This is a genomic window from Veillonella sp. ZSJB6 (assembly GCF_051549505.1).
GTDB lineage: Bacteria > Bacillota > Negativicutes > Veillonellales > Veillonellaceae > Veillonella.
In genome coordinates, this window is the sequence record NZ_JBPUGE010000006.1 from 17,447 (window position 1) to 36,512 (window position 19,066).

16 protein-coding genes are annotated in these 19,066 nt (G+C 39.5%); 15 read left to right on the forward strand and 1 reads right to left on the reverse strand.

Translation table 11 applies throughout. The features are described 5' to 3' along the window. Positions 1-23: 23 nt before the first annotated feature. The 4 genes from ACSV5T_RS07625 to ftsH all read left to right on the forward strand — a co-directional run bounded on the left by ACSV5T_RS07625 (position 24) and on the right by ftsH (position 4,475). Entirely contained in the window at positions 24-920 is an 897-nt protein-coding gene (locus ACSV5T_RS07625) for a Ppx/GppA phosphatase family protein (protein WP_325192397.1), read from the forward strand. Continuing rightward, the gene (tilS, locus tag ACSV5T_RS07630) at positions 889-1,887 is read left to right on the forward strand and encodes a tRNA lysidine(34) synthetase TilS (protein ID WP_438320708.1); all 999 of its coding nucleotides are present in this window, start codon (positions 889-891) and stop codon (positions 1,885-1,887) included. Before ACSV5T_RS07625 ends, tilS begins: the two co-directional genes overlap by 32 nt. Before the next feature lie 23 nt (positions 1,888-1,910). After that, positions 1,911-2,456, forward strand: a complete 546-nt coding sequence (hpt, locus tag ACSV5T_RS07635) for a hypoxanthine phosphoribosyltransferase (RefSeq protein ID WP_105090283.1) — start codon at positions 1,911-1,913, stop codon at positions 2,454-2,456. Between the two features lie 90 nt (positions 2,457-2,546). Then, positions 2,547-4,475 carry an ATP-dependent zinc metalloprotease FtsH gene (gene ftsH, locus ACSV5T_RS07640; RefSeq protein WP_438320709.1) on the forward strand — a complete coding sequence of 643 codons (1,929 nt, stop codon included), beginning with the start codon at positions 2,547-2,549 and terminating at the stop codon, positions 4,473-4,475. A 51-nt stretch (positions 4,476-4,526) separates the two neighbouring features. Here the strand turns inward: ftsH and ACSV5T_RS07645 are convergent, their stop codons facing one another. Next, a complete protein-coding gene (locus ACSV5T_RS07645) occupies positions 4,527-5,870 on the reverse strand; it encodes a threonine/serine ThrE exporter family protein (protein WP_105090285.1) in 1,344 nt (447 codons plus the stop codon). Positions 5,871-6,041: 171 nt separating this feature from the next. Between ACSV5T_RS07645 and ACSV5T_RS07650 the strand changes: the two genes are divergently transcribed. The 11 genes from ACSV5T_RS07650 (at position 6,042) to glpX (ending at position 19,043) form a co-directional block, all read left to right on the forward strand. Beyond that, a complete protein-coding gene (locus tag ACSV5T_RS07650) occupies positions 6,042-7,016 on the forward strand; it encodes a biotin--[acetyl-CoA-carboxylase] ligase (protein ID WP_227721003.1) in 975 nt (324 codons plus the stop codon). A gap of 9 nt (positions 7,017-7,025) precedes the next feature. Further along, entirely contained in the window at positions 7,026-7,793 is a 768-nt protein-coding gene (locus ACSV5T_RS07655; RefSeq protein WP_438320712.1) for a type III pantothenate kinase, read from the forward strand. Positions 7,794-7,887: 94 nt separating this feature from the next. Next, positions 7,888-8,874, forward strand: coding sequence for a tRNA dihydrouridine synthase DusB (dusB, locus tag ACSV5T_RS07660; RefSeq protein WP_325192399.1), 987 nt, complete (start codon positions 7,888-7,890; stop codon positions 8,872-8,874). Positions 8,875-9,000: 126 nt separating this feature from the next. After that, a complete protein-coding gene (gene greA / locus ACSV5T_RS07665) occupies positions 9,001-9,474 on the forward strand; it encodes a transcription elongation factor GreA (RefSeq protein ID WP_105086162.1) in 474 nt (157 codons plus the stop codon). 29 nt (positions 9,475-9,503) lie between these two features. Beyond that, on the forward strand, positions 9,504-11,027 hold the full coding sequence (gene lysS / locus ACSV5T_RS07670; RefSeq protein ID WP_295204856.1) for a lysine--tRNA ligase: 1,524 nt from the start codon (positions 9,504-9,506) through the stop codon (positions 11,025-11,027). A gap of 103 nt (positions 11,028-11,130) precedes the next feature. Then, positions 11,131-13,305: an ornithine decarboxylase gene (gene speC, locus ACSV5T_RS07675; RefSeq protein WP_438320714.1), complete on the forward strand. Its 2,175-nt coding sequence runs from the start codon at positions 11,131-11,133 to the stop codon at positions 13,303-13,305. A 244-nt stretch (positions 13,306-13,549) separates the two neighbouring features. After that, on the forward strand, positions 13,550-14,830 hold the full coding sequence (guaD, locus tag ACSV5T_RS07680; RefSeq protein WP_295823807.1) for a guanine deaminase: 1,281 nt from the start codon (positions 13,550-13,552) through the stop codon (positions 14,828-14,830). A gap of 167 nt (positions 14,831-14,997) precedes the next feature. Further along, on the forward strand, positions 14,998-15,951 hold the full coding sequence (locus ACSV5T_RS07685) for a cation diffusion facilitator family transporter (protein ID WP_119206308.1): 954 nt from the start codon (positions 14,998-15,000) through the stop codon (positions 15,949-15,951). 124 nt (positions 15,952-16,075) lie between these two features. Next, the gene (gene serS / locus ACSV5T_RS07690; RefSeq protein ID WP_438320715.1) at positions 16,076-17,356 is read left to right on the forward strand and encodes a serine--tRNA ligase; all 1,281 of its coding nucleotides are present in this window, start codon (positions 16,076-16,078) and stop codon (positions 17,354-17,356) included. Positions 17,357-17,369: 13 nt separating this feature from the next. After that, positions 17,370-18,014, forward strand: coding sequence for a fructose-6-phosphate aldolase (gene fsa / locus ACSV5T_RS07695; RefSeq protein ID WP_438320717.1), 645 nt, complete (start codon positions 17,370-17,372; stop codon positions 18,012-18,014). 66 nt (positions 18,015-18,080) lie between these two features. Beyond that, positions 18,081-19,043, forward strand: coding sequence for a class II fructose-bisphosphatase (gene glpX / locus ACSV5T_RS07700; protein ID WP_005387249.1), 963 nt, complete (start codon positions 18,081-18,083; stop codon positions 19,041-19,043). The last annotated feature ends 23 nt before the right edge of the window (positions 19,044-19,066 follow it).

Consider the following 19,066-nt stretch of genomic DNA (forward strand, 5'->3'; position numbering starts at 1 on the left):
TACTAATTATGTAAGGAGCGATTATGAAGTTAGCTATTATCGATATTGGATCTAATTCAGTGCGCTTATTATTGGCTACCTATGAAAATAATATATGGCACTATGAGCCAAAACAGTTATGGACTACTCGGTTGGGACAACGAAATGCAGATGGCACATTGCGATCTGAATCGATGGAGTCATCCTATCAGGCCTTTAAGGATATTAAAAAATTGGCAGACCAATATGGTGCGGACTATTGCTTTGGTTTTGCTACCAGCGCTGTTCGTGAGGCTCAAAATGGGCTTGAATTTATGGAACGAATCACCGAATACTGCCCTATGGAATGGCGAATTTTATCAGGTGATGAAGAAGCAATTTATGGATTTAATGGTGCCTTGGGAGACCAGTTGAATGATGGTCGTCATTATACGACTATCGATATTGGTGGCGGTAGTACAGAACTCGCTTTAGGAAATAAAGACGGCGTATATTGGAGTCGTTCCTATCCAGTGGGAGCGGTGCGTTTACAATCTATGTCTGACGAAGGGCCTCAACGGGTATGGGAAGAAACTCGATTCCTTTGGGACCCAATGATGATTCAAGGCGAATTTGGTGAATTTATTGGCATCGGTGGTACATTAACGACGCTAGCTGCTATAGATTTAGGCCTTGAAAATTATGATGGTACAAAGGTGCAAGGTCATAAATTAAGTCGTGAAACAGTAGAGGGCATTATTCTAAACTTGCGTTACATGAGTCGCGACGAGAGATTACAGGTAAAAGGTTTACCTGCAGGCCGTGCTGATATCATTGTAGCTGGTGCAGAAATTTTGACGTCCTTTATGGATGCCTATGAGGTTCCTCATGTATTTGTGAGCGATCAAGATGGTATGGAGGCGATGGCCCGTGAATGTGAAAGCACTCGTTCGAACCGTTAATCACACCTTAAAATCGCATAATCTATTTCCCGAAAATAGTCGAATCTTAGTGGCATGCTCCGGTGGACCTGATTCAATGGCTCTATTGCATTTGTTGAAAGACATTGCCATACATCGACATACAACGTATGAATTAGGTGTGGCTATCGTAGATCACTGCATTCGTCCTGAAAGCAAGGAAGAGGTTTTGTGGCTCCAACATCAAGTAGACGATTTAGGACTACCATTTTATTCTGCTACATTTGATGTGCCTCGCTTGAGCAAGGAACAAAAAATGTCTGAAGAAACTATGGGGCGTCAAGTACGGTATCAATGGCTTACAGAGGTTGCAAAGTCTGAAAACTATGATTATATTGCGGTGGCTCATCACAAGGATGATCAAGCAGAGTCGATTCTAGCACATATCATCAGAGGTTCGGGATTAAATGGTTTGGCCGGCATGTCTGTAGTAAGCTCTGAATATGCTACTCCTGTAATTAGACCGCTGTTAGAGGTTACAAAAGAAACCTTACTGGCTTATTTAGAGGTGAAGGGGATTTCCTATTGTGTTGATTGTACGAATGAAGATGTGCGATACCAACGAAATAGGATTCGGCATCGTATTATACCTGAGTTAGAAGCTATTAACCCTAATGTAGTAGATGCTATTGCTAGATTGGGAAATTCCGTACATGAAGATTTACTAGTTATGTCTGATTTAACGGAGCAAGCTTTTGAAAAACTTGTGACTGTAGGTGCTGATGGGGTGAGCTTATCTCGCCGTGCCTTACGACAAGAATCTTTGGCAATACAACGGCGCTTATGGCAGCGCTTAGTGAGTGCTGTGGACTCAGATATAACGCTGACATCAGCTCATCAAGATCAATTACTCGATATTGTTAATACCGGGGAAGAGAAAACTTTCACTATTAAAAGTATAAAAGTAACCGCTCAATGTGATACAATAAAAGTATATTGCGAACATTAATATGAATCGTGGAGGTCATATAGATGCATCAAGATGCAAAAGAGATTTTATATACAGCGGAACAATTACAAGCTCGTGTAGCAGAGTTGGGTAAAGCAATTAGCGAAGACTATAAAAATGAATCTGTCGTGCTTGTAGGGGTATTAAAGGGAGCTGTCGTTTTCTTTACAGACTTAGCACGCGCTATTGATGATAGTGTAGATGTAAGTTTTGACTTTATTTCTTGCTCTAGCTATGGTAGCGGCACAACAAGTACAGGGGTAGTACGAATTTTAAAAGATTTAGATCGCTCTGTAGAGGGTAAGCATGTACTTGTTGTTGAAGATATCGTAGATACTGGTACAACATTACATTATTTATTAGAAAATTTACATGCTCGTGGTGCTAAAAGCGTACGCCTTGCAGCGTTGTTGAATAAACCAGATCGCCGTAAGATGGATGTAAATGTTGACTATGTAGGCTTTATTATTCCTGATTACTTTGTTATCGGTTATGGTTTAGACTACGCTGAAAAATATCGTCATTTACCATATATTGGTATTTTGAAGGAAGAAATGTATCAAAATTAAAAATATGATATAATATATGAGTGCATCTCTCAATGAGATGTACTCAATTCGTTTATACAACTAAAAATTATTATTGAAAGGGGTAATCTTTTGGGTCGATTTACAAAAAATATCGTCCTTTATTTACTTATCATTGCCGCTTTCGTTATCGCCATTGACGCTTTCTCTGGTCAAAGTGCGAATAAATCTGAATTAAGTTACACAGGATTTATTCAACAAGTACAACAGAAAAAGGTTGAGTCCGTAACGATTACCAATGATCATGGTATTAAAGGTAAACTAAAAAATGGAACAGAATTCAATTCTTATGCGCCAACTGATGAAACATTAATTAAAACATTACAAGATAATGGCGTTGAAATTACAGCAGCTCCACCTGAGCAACCAGCTTGGTGGATGAGCCTTTTAGGGTCTGCTATTCCTATTATCATCTTGGTAGTGTTGTTCTTCTTCATTATGCAACAAACACAAGGTGGCGGTGGCCGAGTGATGAACTTCGGTAAAAGCCGTGCTAAATTGATGGGTGAAGGTAATGTTAAGGTTAGCTTCAAAGATGTAGCAGGTGCGGAAGAAGCAAAACAAGAATTAGAAGAAGTAGTAGAATTCTTGAAGGACCCAGGCAAATTTACAGCTATCGGTGCTAAAATTCCGAAAGGCGTATTGTTAGCGGGACCTCCAGGTACAGGTAAAACATTGCTTGCTAAAGCCGTTGCTGGTGAAGCAGGGGTACCATTCTTTACGATTTCTGGTTCTGACTTCGTAGAAATGTTCGTAGGTGTTGGTGCATCTCGTGTACGTGATCTTTTCACACAAGCGAAAAAGAATGCGCCATGTATCATCTTCATCGACGAAATTGATGCGGTTGGTCGCCAACGTGGCGCAGGTCTTGGTGGTGGTCACGATGAACGTGAACAAACATTGAACCAATTGCTCGTTGAAATGGATGGCTTCGGTGCTAACGAAGGTATTATTACTATCGCAGCTACAAACCGCCCAGATATTCTTGACCCAGCGCTCTTGCGTCCAGGTCGTTTTGACCGTCAAGTTATCGTAGGTCGTCCAGACTTACGCGGTCGTGAAGCAATCTTAAAAGTTCACGCTCGTAACAAGCCGTTGGCTGACGATGTAGACTTGAAAACAATTGCGAAGAAAACACCAGGCTTTACTGGTGCCGACTTAAGTAACTTGTTAAATGAAGCGGCTTTATTAGCGGCTCGTCTTAACAAAAAAGTAATCACTATGGCTGAAGTTGAAGAAGCTAGTGAAAAGGTTAGCATGGGTCCTGAACGCCGCAGTCACATTGTGAGTGATAAGGATCGCAAGTTAACAGCGTACCATGAATCTGGTCATGCTATTGTGGCACATTTGTTGCCTCATGCAGATCCTGTTCATAAGGTAACAATCATTCCTCGTGGTGCAGCAGGTGGTTACACTATGATGCTTCCTACAGAGGAACAAAACTACAAAACAAAATCTCAATTATTAGCGGATATTCGCGTAGCCCTTGGCGGTCGTGTGGCAGAGGCTTTGATTTTGGATGAAATCAGTACAGGTGCTTCTGGTGACCTTCAAAGTGTAACGAATACAGCGCGCGCCATGGTAACGCGTTGGGGCATGAGCGATGAGCTTGGTCCTATCGTATTTGGTGAACAACAAGAACAAGTATTCTTGGGGAAAAACCTTGGCCATGAACGCAACTACAGTGAAGAAATTGCTGCAAAAATCGATACTGAAATTCATCGTATCGTTGAAGATGCTTATAAAGATGTAACAAAACTTCTTAGCGATAACGAAAAATTCTTACATGATATGGCAAATGCTCTATTAGAGGAAGAAACAATCGATGCGAAAGCAGTGGCAAATCTTTACAAATATGGTACAACAAAGGCCCCTGAAACAGAGGAACCTAAAGCTACGTTAGAAGCGGCAGGTATTGTAGTGCCAGAGGTTGTAGATGCTAATGAGCACACTTCTACAGTGGAAGCGCCTAGTGAAACACCTTCTAACGAAATTAAATAATGGATACTGTCCAAATAAAAAGAGCTGATCTCCTTGGAGACCAGCTCTTTTTTATTGTCCATCATGGATGTGACGGGTTGCTAAATATTCTTGTATGCGACGTTCCTTAAGTGATTTTAAGTATTTCTGTGCTAATACATGCGGTATGGCCACACCGACGGCGATGCCAACGATGGTTAAAATACCTGTTACACCATTTTGTACCATATGTACAAGGCCGGATTCATTGAGTGCATTGATGTGAAGAATATCGAATAGAAAACGATAATATAGAATCCCTGGCATTAATGCGATAGCGGACGGCACGATAATGATCGTACTAGATGTTTTAAGCCAGGTAGAAACTTTTACATAAATAATGCTCATCACGGCGGCCCCTACAAAGGTGGCCCCAGCAATAGAGAATCCCAATTCAACAGCTAGTAAATTGCGAATAAAGACACATAATACACCGCCAATACCGATTGAGAGCAAGAGGCGTACAGGAGCATTAAATAAAACAGCGAATGACGCAGCGGCCATAAAAGAACCTATAATCTGTTCAATGGATAGTACATGAGGTTTAATGTCTACAAAACTAAATGCAGGCATTGGATTAAAGTATAAGGCCATGGCCATACCTAAGGTCATACTACCTACGATGAGAATTGTTCTAATGGCTCGTGTAATACCCGATAAGATATGATTGTTTATTGTATCAATGACGGCATTAATAAGAGGTACCCCTGGAATCATAAATAAGGTACAGCATACAAGAACATAAACTAATGAATCCTGTTCAATATGTGAATAGAAACCGTAGGCAGAAACCATAGCGGCAAATCCACCTAATGCAATACCTACATACTCATTACAGCCTAAACGCACGGATAGAGTACGTGTGAAATAGCCGATTAGAGAACAAATAATTGTTACTATAAAAGCTATCATATCACCACTATATAGAAAGGCGAGCCCTGCAGAACCTAGTGCACATGCAATACCCTTTATCCAATCAGGATATACAGGTATAGTAGAATCTAATTTTGAAATGAGTTGCTCATAGGTTGTGAGCGAGTAATGTCGTTCGAAGGCGCGCCATGTGAGTTTAGATACGGCATTGATCATGGCCATATTGGGAACATGAACTGGTGTTTTTCTAAAAACTGTTATGGAACGCTCTTTATGCAATAGATTCACCATGATGGTGGTATATGAAATATGAATATTTAAATAATTATGAGGTATCCCCATAAAAGTGGCGGCTTTTAACATCTCTTCAATGATTCGATTTGTATCTGCACCACATTCCATAAGTAACTTACCTATGTTTAATAGAACATCAAGTTTTCTGTGAATATGGATAAATGGGTTCTCTAGAACTTCATTTTTTTCTTCTAATGTAAATTGTTGCATATATCTCCCCAGATAATGATAGACCATACTATTGTTATCTTTTACATAAGGTATAACTTAATACTACATGTATTATACCATTAATTATTTTAAATAATCCTTGCATTTTATAGGGTACACTTGTACAATCGAATTGTAAACCTAGGTTGACAAAGAAAGGGGCTCTAAACTATGCGTGATGAAGTATTAGAATTCTTGAGACAAAACCAAGGTAGTTTCGTATCGGGACAAGATATGTCGGAAGCGTGTCATGTTTCGCGCACAGCTATTTGGAAGCATATCAAAGCATTACGTCAAAAAGGCTACAAAATAGAATCTTATACCAAGAGGGGGTATCGATTATTGGAGGAACCTGATTTGTTGAGTCCATTAGCAATGAAGCAAATCTTAAAAACAGATGTATTTGGCAAACGGTATGTCTATATGGACACTACCGAATCTACAAACCTTGAAGCTCGTCGTTTAGCACAACAAGGTGCAGAAGAAGGCACTGTTGTTGTTACAGAGGAACAGGCTGCTGGCCGCGGTCGTTTATCGCGGGGCTGGTATTCTCCATTCGGAAAAGGTCTATGGTTTAGTCTCATTTTACGCCCTGACTTTGCACCAGTAGAAGCACCGAAGTGTACATTGATGGCAGCCGTAGCATTAACAAAGGCTTTTCATAAAATGGGCCTTACAGATGCGGGTATTAAATGGCCAAATGATATCCTTGTAAATGGTCGTAAATTAGTTGGTATTTTGACAGAAATGTCCGGCTCTATGGAGGAAATTTCCTATATTGTTATGGGCATAGGTGTCAATGTTAAGACTAAACAAGAAGAACTACCAGAAGAATTGAAGTTAATTGCTACGTCATTAACAATGGAAGGCATTGATATTGAACGGACAGAAGCTTTTAAAATTATTTTGGAATCCTTAGAACATCAATATTATGAAGTCCTCGATAGTGGCTTTGAGGAAACATTAAATGAATGGCGCCAATTATCGGTGACTCTCGGTGAGGAAATTGAAGTGAGAGCACCAGGAAATACCTATGAAGGGGTAGCTACAGATATTGATGAAGATGGTAACTTATTAGTAAGAATCCCTGATGGGACAGTTAAACGTATTGTGGCAGGGGACGTGTCAATTCGTCCGCGCAAATAGGAGGCATTCATGTTATTAGTAATTGATGTGGGGAACACCAATATTGTTCTCGGTGTATACGACAAGACAGAGCTTGTAGGTCACTGGCGTATTTCCACGGATCGCGTTCGGACCACCGATGAATATGGCATGTTGATGATGAACTTATTCTTCCACGATTGCAAGGTTAATGTGAAAGATATTAAGGATATTATCATTTCCTCAGTTGTGCCACCGTTGATGCCTACATTAGAACGGGTATGTTTACGTTATTTTAATGTAAATCCTCTCATTGTTGGACCTGGTACTAAGACTGGTATTGCTATTAAGTATGATAATCCTCGTGAAGTAGGGGCTGACCGTATCGTAAATGCTGTGGCTGCACATGAACAATATAAAGGTGATTTAATCATTATCGACTTTGGTACGGCTACAACCTATTGTGCGGTTCAAGGTAATGGCGATTATATGGGCGGTGTAATTACTCCAGGCGTTACAATTTCTGCGGAGGCTTTATTCCAACGAGCAGCTAAATTACCACGTATCGATGTAAGAGATCCTGGTCAAGTGATTTGTCGCAACACCGTATCTTCTATGCAATCTGGTATGTTCTATGGCTACGTAGGCCAAGTAGAAGGTCTCGTATCTCGTATGAAAGCTGAAATGGGCGGTCAAGTAACTGTAGTGGCTACAGGCGGTTTAGCACAGCTTATCAGCAGCGCTACAGACTGCATTGACCATGTAGAGCCTATGCTTACATTAGAAGGCTTACGTCTTATTTACGAAAGAAATAAATAATGCTACTATAATATAGTTACGTATATGTAACGAAGTAGTGTACATTTGGGTACAGCTTATGCTGTACCCTTTTTGTTAGGGGATATAGAATTATATGAACAATAAACAATGGCAAATAGGATCCGTCAAAATTGATGGACAAGCCATATTAGCGCCAATGGCTGGGGTTAGCGACATTGCCTATCGTTTACTTGCTAAAGAGCATGGCGCCGCCTTGGTATGTACCGAAATGGTAAGCGCTATGGGCATTAAATATAAAAATGAACGCACCCATGAATTGTTGCGCCTTGAAGATGTGGAACGGCCTGTTTCTATGCAAATCTTCGGTTCTAATCCAGAGGCGATTGCCATCGGAGCAAAGGTTGTAGCTGATGCGGGGGCAGATATTGTAGATATCAATATGGGTTGTCCTGTTAAAAAAGTTGTTTCCTCAGGGGATGGCTCTGCACTTATGAAGAATCCTGATTTGGCGGCACGCGTAGCAGAAGCGGCAGTTAAGGCTGTCGATGTACCTGTAACGGTGAAAATGCGCATTGGTTGGGATAGTGAATCTATCAATGTAGTAGACTTTGCAAAGCGCATCGAATCCACGGGGGTCGCAGCTATTGCTGTACATGGCCGTACAAAGGAACAAATGTACAGTGGTCATGCGGACTGGTCCTATATTAAGGCCGTAAAAGAGGCAGTATCCGTGCCTGTAATTGGCAATGGGGATATCGTGGAGCCAGAGGACGCGAAGCGCATGCTCGATGAAACGGGGTGTGATGCTGTAATGGTAGGTCGTGGTGCACAGGGTAATCCTTGGATCTTCGGTCGCATTCACCATTATTTAGAGACTGGTGAAGTGTTACCGGCGCCAACTGATATTGAACGTCTCGATATGTTGTTAAAGCATTTTGATCTATTGTGTCAATATAAGGGGGAGAGTATGGCTGTTAAGGAAATACGAACTCATGCAGGCTGGTATATGAAGGGACTCCCTGAATCTGCATATTGGCGCAATCGTGTGAATACAATTCATACCGTAACAAGCTTTCACAATGAGCTAGAATCATATCGTAAAATACTGTCTGAAATGTAGTCAGATTGACAAATGTACAGTATTTTTATATAATGGTTGAGATAATTTAGAAATAAAAGATAAGGTGTCATCTTACTATGGCACTTTTTTCTTATTTTATTTATATGTAGAAAGAGTGGGGTACCCATGGCAGACGTAAAAGAAACATTACTTACCGCCGAAGGTTTAAAGAAATTAGAAGAAGAATTAACGTATTATAAATCTGTACGTCGTATTGAAGTGTCTGAACGTATTAAGACTGCTATTGAATATGGCGATATCAGTGAAAACTCTGAATATGATGATGCAAAAAATGAACAAGCTTTCATCGAAGGTCATATTGTAGAGCTTGAAAATAAAATTAACACTGCGAAAATCATCGACGAATCCGTAAAAGGTGATGTTGTATCCGTAGGTAGCAAAGTAACTGTATTAGATACAATGTACAATGATGAATTAGAATATGTTATCGTTGGTTCCTCTGAAGCGGATCCATTTAACAATCGTATCTCTAACGAATCTCCTGTAGGTAAAGCTATTTTGGGCAAACGTAAAGGTGATGAAGTAGAAGTTTCCACACCAGATGGTCCTGTTACATTCAAAGTGTTAGCAATCCAATAATTTACATTTACTGACGAAGAGGCGATAACATGAGTGAAGAAATTAAAAATGTACAAGAAGAGCTGAATGAGCAAATGCAAATTCGCCGCGACAAATTGGCTGAATACGAAGCGGATGGTATCTATCCATTTGGTCAACGTTTTGTTGTAAAAGATAATGCAAAAGACATTAAAGATGACTTCTTCTTGAAATACGACGGTCAACCTGTAGTTATTGCAGGCCGTTTGATGACAATCCGTTCCCATGGTAAAACAGCATTTGCGAATATGCGTGATAAATCCGGCGATATTCAAGTATATTTCCGCAAAGATGTATTGGGTGAAGATGCTTATAAATACGTAAAAATGCTTGATATCGGTGATATTATCGGTGTTGAAGGTCACGTATTTAAAACTCATACAGGGGAAGTTACAATTAAAGTTAACAAATTAACTTTGTTATCCAAATCTTTACGTCCATTACCAGAAAAATGGCATGGTTTAAAGGATACAGAACTTCGTTACCGTCAACGTTATGTTGATTTAATTGTAAATCCTGAAGTGCGTGATACATTTGTAAAACGCTCCCAAATCGTTGCAAAAATTCGCGAATATATGATGCGTGATGGCTTTATGGAAGTAGAAACACCAATGATGCATGCTATCCCTGGTGGTGCTGCGGCTCGTCCATTCATTACTCATCACAATGCGCTTGATATCGATATTTACATGCGTATTGCACCAGAATTGTACCTCAAACGCTTAATCGTTGGTGGTATGGACCGCGTATTCGAAATGAACCGTTGCTTCCGTAACGAAGGTATCGACAACCGTCATAATCCAGAATTCACTACTATTGAATCCTACCAAGCTTATGGCGATGTAGAAGATGCAATTCGTTTAACAGAAAACCTTGTATCTTACTGTGCTCAAGAAGTTCTCGGTACACAAGAAATTACATACCAAGGTACTGAAATCAATTTGACTCCACCTTGGAATCGTATCACAATGGCGGAAGGTGTAAAAAAATACACTGGCGAAGACTTTGATGCAGTCACAACTGTAGAAGAAGCTCGTGCTATTGCAGATCGCTTAAATGTAGAATACACAGAAAATGATGGTATTGGTAAAATCTTAAATCTTTGCTTCGAAGATTATGTAGAAGAAAACTTGATTCAACCAACTATCGTATATGGTCATCCAAAAGAAATTTCTCCACTTGCTAAAGCAAGTCGTGAAAACCCATTGGCTACAGAACGTTTTGAAGCATTCATTTATGGCCGTGAATTGGCAAATGGCTTCTCCGAGTTAAATGACCCAATCGATCAAAAACAACGTTTCTTGGATCAATTGAAAGAACGTGAAGCTGGCGATGATGAAGCTCACCGTATGGATGAAGACTTCGTTACAGCTCTTGAATACGGTTTACCTCCAACAGCTGGTTTAGGTGTTGGTATCGACCGTCTTGTTATGTTCTTAACAGACTCTGCATCCATCCGCGATGTATTGTTGTTCCCATTGATGAAACCAGAAGCTCCTAAGCATATTGAAGCTGAAGAAGAAGCAGCTGAATAATCTAAAACTAAAAGGCTCCCTATTCTTTGAGTAGGGAGCCTATTTTATTCTATATATGTTGATGTAGTATATGAATAATACGTAGTTATGAAAGGAGGAGGCTGTGAAACATTTAAAGGTTGCTTTATCTGATTCCGTACAATCCCAAATTAGCTCTATAGAGGGTCGTATATGTGTTCCTGTCTGTGATACAGATTTTATAGATGTTGGTGCCGTTGTCATTGGTGATTGTGATTTAGAGCTTATCAATAATAATCAAATTCATACCTTTGGTATACCTGTTATTGTCCTAAGATTTGATGAAACTAGCGATTTATCTTTATATAAGGAGCACATAGCATCCATTATAGAGTTTTCATCTACAAGTTTGGACTACTGCAAATTAGAGATTGAAAAATTAGTTGTAAATTATGAATCCTCTATTTTACCACCATTTTTCAGTGCTTTATCCGATTATGTGGGAGAACGAAATTCACAGTTCGATTGTCCAGGCCATCAAGGTGGTCAGTTCTTCTATAAACATCCTACAGGTCGCGCCTTCTACAATTTCTTTGGGGAGAATATATTTAGAGCAGACCTTTGTAATGCAGATGTAAAATTAGGAGATCTTTTAATTCATGAAGGTTATGCTTATGATGCGCAAGCGCATGCTGCGAAAGTCTATAATGCTGACAAGACCTATTTTGTATTAAATGGTACATCTTCAGCGAATAAGGTAGTACTTAATGCTCTTTTAACACCGGGCGATATTATTTTATATGATCGTAATAATCATAAATCTATCTGCCATGGTGGTCTTGTTATGTCTGGCGCTACCCCTATATATCTTGAGACGGCGCGCAATCCATTTGGCTCCATTGGCGGTATTTTAGATCATTGTTTTGATGAAAGTTATATTCGATCTTTGATTGCAGAAAAATTCCCTGAAAAGGCTCGAGCTAAACGTCCTATTCGGCTAGCAGTCATTCAATTAGGCACCTATGATGGTACGATTTATAATGCTCGTCAAGTAGTAGATAAAATAGGACATCTTTGTGACTATATTTTCTTTGACTCTGCATGGGTTGGATATGAACAGTTTATTCCTATGATGAAAGATTGTAGTCCCCTATTATTAGAGTTAGGGCCCAATGATCCTGGGATTTTAGTAACCCAGTCAGTACATAAGCAACAAGCTGGTTTTTCTCAAACCTCTCAAATTCATAAGAAGGATAGTCATATAAAGGGGCAAGACCGTTATGTAGATCATAAACGTTTTAACAACTCCTTTATGATGCACGCGTCAACCTCGCCATTTTACCCCTTATTTGCCTCTCTCGATGTAAATGCTAAAATCCATGAAGGTGAGTTGGGACAAAAACTGTGGCGTGACTGTGTTGAAGTTGCTATTGATGCTCGTAAAGCCGTATTGAAGCAATGCAAATATCTCCGTCCGTTAGTACCACCGATAGTGCATGGCAAAAAATGGGAAGACGGAAATACACGAGTTATGGCAGAAGATGTAAATTACTTTGCCTTTGAACCAGAAGCGAAGTGGCATTCATTTAAAGGCTATGGCAAGGGTCAGTATTTTATTGATCCTTGTAAGTTCCAACTGATTACACCAGGAATTAACGTAGAGACCGGAGAATATGAAGCGTTTGGTATTCCTGCTAATATTCTTGCTAACTACTTAAGGGAAAATCGAATCATTCCTGAAAAATGTGATTTAAATACGATTTTATTTCTTATGACACCAGCAGAATCTAAGCATAAGATGGATGCACTCGTGGAGGAACTCGTTCGCTTTGAAAATCTCATAGACCGAGATGCACCGATGAAAGAAGTGTTGCCATCTATTTACTATAGTCATATAGAGAAATATAAAGGTTATAGTATTCGTCAGCTATGTCAAGAAATGCATGATTTTTATAAGTCTAGAAATGTAAGCCTCTTACAACAACGGCTATTTTCTCGTGAATATTTCCCAGACTATGTCATGAATCCACAAGAGGCAAATTTTGAGTTTCAACGTAACAAGGGAGAATTAGTGCCGCTACGCGAAGCAGAAGGGCGTATTGCTCTTGAGGGCGCTCTTCCGTACCCACCTGGTGTATTGTGTGTGCAACCAGGAGAACGTTGGTCTAAGACTGCTTGTGACTATTTCTTGGCTTTAGAGGAAGGCATTAATCAACTACCTGGCTTTGCTCCAGAAATACAAGGTGTATACATTACTGAACAATCAAATGGCTATAAACAAGCATATGGTTATGTATTGAAAAAAGAATATAAAATGTAAATTTATACGATTTTATACAAGGACTGTAGGAATTTACTAAAATTTCTTATACATTGATTAAACTGACAACTGGCCGTCGTCGTGAAATTCATCCTATTATGTACATCATGACTGTGGCGTTCATCATTCACTTTGCTATTTAAATAGCATATACTATGAATCATATAGCATAGTCTATTAAAGAAAAAACTAGCGTGTTATATGAGCTTAGCATTTTAGGGCTCTAATTACGCGAGGAGGTTATATGAATTCGACAGTTATTTTAAAAGGAAATATCTTATATACACCGCGTCCTTCAGAATTTATATCCATTCAACATGGCTATATTATTGCCGTAGATGGTGTAGTTGTATATTGTGGTGAAAGTATTCCACCAGCCTATGCAGATTGTGAGGTTACTGATTATGGTGATAATCTCATTATTCCAGGATTTGTAGATACACATGCACATGCTCCACAGTATTGTAATCGTGGCCTTGGGATGGATAAAGAACTCTTACCTTGGTTAGAAACCTATACATTTCCTGAAGAGGCAAAGTTTAGTGATCTAGATTATGCACGGCTAGTATATGGCGCCTTTGTACAAGACTTATGGCGCAATGGGACTACTAGAAGTATACTGTTTGGCACTATCCATAAAGAGAGCACATTAGTGTTGATGGAACTTTTACAAAAAGCTGGATTATCTGCCTATGTAGGCAAGGTCAATATGGACCGCAATAGCCCAAATTTCTTGATTGAAGAAACAAGTCAATCTTTAGCGGATACGAAAGACTGGTTAGAGGCATCGGCTCAATTTGGTCCATTGGTAAAACCTATTATTACCCCTCGTTTTGTACCATCTTGCACGAGCGAGTTAATGGATGGCCTTGGTACATTATCAGAAGAGTACAAGGTCCCAGTTCAATCCCATTTATCTGAAAATCACGGTGAAATTGATTGGGTAGCAGCATTACATCCTGAGTCACCAAATTATACAGATGTGTATTATGAACATAAATTGATGGGGCGGACGCCAACGGTAATGGCTCATTGCATTCATTTAAGTGACGTAGAAATGGATCGTATGGCAGAAACACAAACTATGGTATCTCATTGTCCATTTTCAAATGTAAACCTATCAAGTGGCATTGCACCAATTCGCAAGCTAATGAAACGGAATATACCAATTGGTTTAGGCTCTGATATATCTGGTGGTCATATTGTATCAATGGCAAAGGTTCTTACAGAAGCCATTGGATTATCTAAAATGAAATGGGTGGAAGTAGATTCAAATTATGCGCCTCTCACATTAAGTGAAGCTTTCTACATGGCTACGAAGGGTGGAGGCAAGTTCTTTGGTAAGGTGGGGAGCTTTGAAAAAGGTTGTGAACTAGATGCTCTTATTATTGATGATACATCACTATTTGACCCAAATGAGCGCACCTTAGAGGAGCGATTAGAGCGTTGGTTATATGTTGGTGATGATCGACATATCGTTGAGCGCTATGTAGCGGGCCGCGTATTACCTAATCCCCAAGGTTGATATTTCAGTTCTGATAACGCTAAAAAGAGGAACAAAATTTAAATAATAGCCAGTACAGGTAGTTTGTATATCATGCAAGCTACCTGTTTTATTTTGACCTCGTGTTGCGCTTCAATGCCCGTGGTGTATAATAAAAAGATATATAAATTAAGAAAGTGGGGTACTTGATGGATATATTAGGGGCAAGGCGCTCTATAGAACAGAAGTTACTTATGCAATCCGTAGGATTAATGGCCCTTGTAGCAGTAAGTGGCACTATAATGGGGATTGTTACAGGATCTAGCGCGGTCTTATTAGATGGGGTATTTTCCTTTGTCGATGTTGTAATTAAAATCATGATGCTCATGACGGCCAAGTTAATAGCCCGTGAAACGAGTAAGCGCTTTCAATTTGGCTATTGGCAGTTCGAACCTTTGGTACTTGCCGTAGAAGGCTTCTTTATATTACTAATTGTAATTTACGCTCTATCTAGTGGCATTACAGATCTTATATCGGGTGGCCGCCATGTAGATTTTGGACCAGCTATTTATTATGCCATCTTCTTCACCGTCGCTGACACAATCTATTACTTATATGTACGACGGATTAATAAAAGCTTACAGTCTAATTTAATTAAATTTGATAATGTGAGTTGGTATGTTGATGCTTTACTGGAAGCAGCTATCTTAATCAGCTTTGTAGTGGCTATTATGTTAGAAGGAACTGAATATGCTGATTGGGCCGCTTATATTGACCCGATTGTTCTCATTGTATTGGCCGTACAAATGATACCATCCGCGTTCCGCATTATTATCCCATCCGTAAAACAAGTATTGGGATGGGCACCAACTTCATTACATAATGAAGTGCAAGAAATTATGGATCGCTTTATGGAAAAGTACAATTTCAAAGATTACGTTTCTAGTGTACAAGTATATGGGAATACTCGAATTATTGAAATTGATATTTTAGTTCGCAAGAACTTCCCATATCAAACGATTGCTGAAATCGATGCAATTCGCAATGAAATTGACCAAGAAATCGGAGGGAACCCAACGGAAAAATGGGTAACCATTTCTTTCACAGGTACCCGAAAATGGATGGCTAAAGATTATTTACTAGAAGAAGATGATGATGAATAGCATAAAAATTAATTAGAAATCTAGTAGATAGCTTATAATTTAATGATAAATACACCAATATATGGTATACTTAAACGTATTGAATATATTGTTCGTAGCATAGTTGGAAGATGAGGTTTATAGTATGTTAGACTTGAAATTTGTCCGTGAAAATATTGATTTAGTGCAACAAAACTTAGATAATCGTCACACGAATGGCGATTTAGAAACCTTTGTATCCGCTTATGATGAACGTCGTCAGTTGATTGGTAAAGTAGAGGAGTTAAAAGCTCTTCGTAATTCCGTAACTGAAGAAATTAGCCAATTAAAACGCAATAAAGAAAATGCGGATGATAAAATCGCAGAAATGAAAAAAGTAGGCGATGATATTGCAGAGCTTGATAATCGTATCCGCGACGTAGAAGCTAAATTACGTGATGCGGCTTTGATGTTGCCAAATATGTGCGATGCATCTGTTCCTGTTGGTGCTGATGAAGATGAAAATGTGGAACAACGTAAATGGGGCGAACCACGTCAATTTGACTTTGATGTACAAGCTCATTGGGATTTAGGTGAAAATCTTGATATTCTTGATTTCAATCGCGCTGGTAAAATGAGTGGTGCTCGTTTCACAGTATATAAAGGTTTAGGTGCTCGTTTGGAACGTGCTCTTATTAACTTCATGGTTGATCTTCATGTAGATAAACAAGGCTACACTGAAATGATGACTCCATATATGGTAACTCGTGAGACATTGACAGGTACTGGCCAATTGCCTAAGTTTGCTGAAGATATGTACCATGTAGAGGATACTGAATACTTCTTGATCCCTACAGCAGAGGTTACATTGACTAATTATCATAGCGGTGAAATCTTGAGCGAAGAGGAATTGCCAAAATACTATACTGCATTTACAGCGTGCTTCCGTGCTGAAGCTGGTTCTGCAGGTCGTGATACACGTGGTCTTATCCGTCAACATCAATTCAACAAAGTTGAAATGGTTAAATTAGCTAAGCCTGAAGATTCTTACGCAGAATTAGAAAAGTTAACTGATAATGCAGAAGAAGTATTGCGTTTATTGGAATTACCATTCCGTGTCATTACACTTTGTACAGGTGATATTGGCTTTGGTTCTGCTAAAACATATGACGTAGAGGTATGGATGCCAGCTCAAGGTAAGTACAGAGAAATCTCCTCTTGCTCCAATATGACTGATTTCCAAGCTCGTCGTGCAAATATTAAATTCCGTCGTGGACCTAAAGGTAAACCAGAATTCCTTCATACATTAAATGGCTCTGGTCTTGCTGTAGGCCGTACAGTAGCAGCTATCTTGGAAAATTATCAACAAGCTGATGGTTCTGTTGTGATTCCTAAGGTGCTTGTACCTTACATGGGCGGCGTAGAAGTAATCAAGGCAGCGAAATAAGAGGGGGCATTTGATGAAGTTCTTTATTGATACCGCAGAATTTGATGAGATTAAAGAAGCGTATGCTTTTGGCTTTATCGATGGTGTTACTACTAACCCATCCCTTATCGTGAAAGCTAAACGCGATTTAAAACAAGTTATTTCTGAAATTGCAAATCTTGTAGACGGTCCTGTAAGTGCAGAGGTTATTGCTTCTGATGTAAAAGGCATGATCGCTGAAGCTCATGAGCTTGTAAAATTAGGCTCCAATGTAGTTATTAAAGTGCCTATGACTCCAGAAGGTCTTAAAGCTGTTGCGGTTTTGAGCAAAGAAGGTATTAAAACTAATGTAACGTTAATCTTCTCTGCCAATCAAGCCTTGTTAGCAGCTCGTGCTGGCGCTACATATGTGAGCCCATTTGTGGGTCGTATTGATGATATCAGCATGGACGGTCTTACATTGATTCAAGATATTGCAGATATATTTGCTATTCATGGCATTGAAACTGAAATTATTGCAGCTAGTGTGAGAACGCCATTGCATATCATTCAATGTGCTAAAGCTGGTGCTCATATTGCAACAGTGCCATTCAAAGTACTTATGCAAGCTATGAAACATCCATTGACGGATGCAGGGCTTGAAAAATTTATGGCAGATTGGAAACAAGCTAATCAATAAGTTAAGTATTCGGCTCAATGTAAGAGTCATATTACAATACACACAGGACTTATAAGGAGGCCTATTATGGATCGTACATTATCTTTGGAATTTGCTCGTGTCGTTGAAGCGGCTGCTTTACGCAGTGGTCGTTTACTTGGTCGCGGTCAAAAGGATGCAGCGGATGGTCTTGCTGTAGATGCAATGCGTCAAGCATTTGACTCTGTTCGTATTTCTGGTACAGTAGTTATCGGCGAAGGCGAAATTGATGAAGCGCCTATGCTTTACATTGGTGAACATGTAGGTGCTGGTGGCCCAGAAGTAGATATCGCAGTTGACCCAATTGAAGGCACAAACTTGATTGCAAAAGGCCAAAATGGTGCGATTGCAGTTATGGCTATTGCTGAAAAAGGTGGCTTGTTACATGCACCAGATATGTACATGGAAAAACTTTGCGTTGGTCCTCGTGGTGCAGGTGCTATCGATATTACTAAATCTTTAACTGAAAATATCAAAAATGTAGCGGCAAAAATGAATCGCAATGTCGATGAAATTACACTTGTTATGCTTGATCGTGAACGTCATCATGGCTTGATGAAAGAAGCGCGTGATCTTGGTGCACGTATTATGTTAATTTCTGATGGTGATGTTAACCCAGCTATGGAATGTTGTATTGAAGGTTCTGGGGTACACATGGTTGTTGGTACTGGTGGTGCACCAGAAGGCGTATTGGCTGCAGCTGCTTTGAAATGCGTAGGTGGCGATATGCAAGCCCGCTTGAAACCAGAAACAGAAGAAGAAATTCGTCGTTGTCATGAAATGGGTATTACCGATGTAAATCAAGTGCTTACATTGGATGATCTCGTTCGTACAGATGATGTTATCTTTGCGGCTACTGCTATTACTCGCGGTAACTTATTGAATGCTATTCAATACTTCCCAGGTGGTGCGCGTACACATACTATCGTAATGCGTTCTAAAACTGGTACTGTTCGTTTCTTAGACACAGTACATATGGATGAAAAGCTAAAATCCTTAAAAGCAAAATAAGAATTAAGCCCCTCAAATTGAGG